This window comes from Xanthobacter sp. BG11Y11_SDJG (assembly GCF_057364445.1).
The window spans coordinates 1-1,034 of the sequence record NZ_JBNFNU010000739.1 but is presented as its reverse complement, the minus strand read 5'-3'; the positions used below and the strand labels follow the sequence as shown (position 1 = coordinate 1,034).

Sequence of the window (1,034 nt, the reverse complement as noted above, 5' to 3'; positions counted from 1 at the left end):
GCGGGCGGCGGCGGCGCCGGGGCGGAGGCGGCGGGCGCCCCGCCAGCGCGGGCAGGCGCGCTCTATACGCAATTCGCCGCCGCCGGTCCAGAGCCAATTCGCATCCGCCGCCGCCTCGTTCTGGTATACGGCATTCGCATTGGTGCTATGCACAATCGGCCATGTTGCAGCGCACGCATCCGCCCTATATTCGCATCATCGAATGGAGGGAAAGATGACCACGATCACTGCCAATGGCCTGCGCGATACCGGCTTTTTCGGGCGTTTCGCCGCGGCCGTGTCCGACTTCTTCTCGGCCGTCGCCGAGGCCCGCCGCATGGCCGACCGCTACGACTATCTGAGCCGCCTGAGCAACACCGAGCTCGCCCAGATGGGTCTCGTCCGCGAGGACATTCCCCAGGTCGTTGCCCGCGGCCGCTGAATGCGGACGGCGCCTTCGCCTGTTGATCGCACCCCGCGCGTCGGGGCGATGGAACGGATGTGAGGCGGACGGGTTGAGGTTCAAGGCCGGCCGACGCAGGTCGCCGACCGGCCAGAGTTTCGGCGGATCGACGGAGGTTGCGGGCTCGTCCCGTCCGTGGTTCCGCGATCGGAGTGTGTTTTCGCGCCCGTATGGGCGCAGACGGTCCGCCGTTAGTCTGGACCGCGCTAAAGGACGGAAGGGCCATCGAACCTGGCCGTTCCTCGCCCCAGTTTCCTCCCGACCCCTCCCGGGGCCTCTCAACCACCCGCCGCCCGGCGCGGCCGGTTTTTTTTGCGCCGCCCCTATTCCACGCGCACCGTCACGCTCTCCGCGCGGCCGGTGGCGTCGATCACCGTGAGGCGGACGAAGCCCGGCCGGGCGGGGTCCAGAACACCGGTGCGCCGGTCCTCCGCGCGGCGACGGCCGCCGCTCGCCAGCACGGTCAGCGGCAGCGCGCCGCCCTCCACCTTCGATGACGAGGCCCTCCGCCTCCGCGCCGTCCGCTTCGGCCGCCGCCTCCAGGCGCGCGCCATGGGTCGGATAGATCAGGGCGAATCGGTTCGGCGCGCCG

At 70.5% G+C, this 1,034-nt stretch carries 2 protein-coding genes; one reads left to right on the top strand and one right to left on the bottom strand.

Annotated features, from left to right (window positions below):
• Window positions 1-214 precede the first annotated feature (214 nt).
• Complete coding sequence (locus tag AC2W7M_RS26200) at window positions 215-421, top strand: DUF1127 domain-containing protein (RefSeq protein ID WP_486136100.1); 207 nt, start codon at window positions 215-217, stop codon at window positions 419-421.
• 344 nt (window positions 422-765) lie between these two features.
• On the opposite strand, the gene AC2W7M_RS26195 is transcribed toward AC2W7M_RS26200, so the two are convergent.
• Window positions 766-996 (bottom strand): hypothetical protein, encoded by a 231-nt coding sequence (locus AC2W7M_RS26195; protein WP_486136098.1) that lies wholly within the window; start codon window positions 994-996, stop codon window positions 766-768.
• Window positions 997-1,034 lie beyond the last annotated feature (38 nt).

Excerpts from the sequence above, each read along its gene's own strand:
- AC2W7M_RS26200 (WP_486136100.1), top strand. The coding sequence starts at position 215 with ATGACCACGATCACTGCCAATGGCCTGCGCGATACCGGCTTTTTCGGG.
- AC2W7M_RS26195 (WP_486136098.1), bottom strand. The coding sequence starts at position 996 with ATGGCGCGCGCCTGGAGGCGGCGGCCGAAGCGGACGGCGCGGAGGCGG.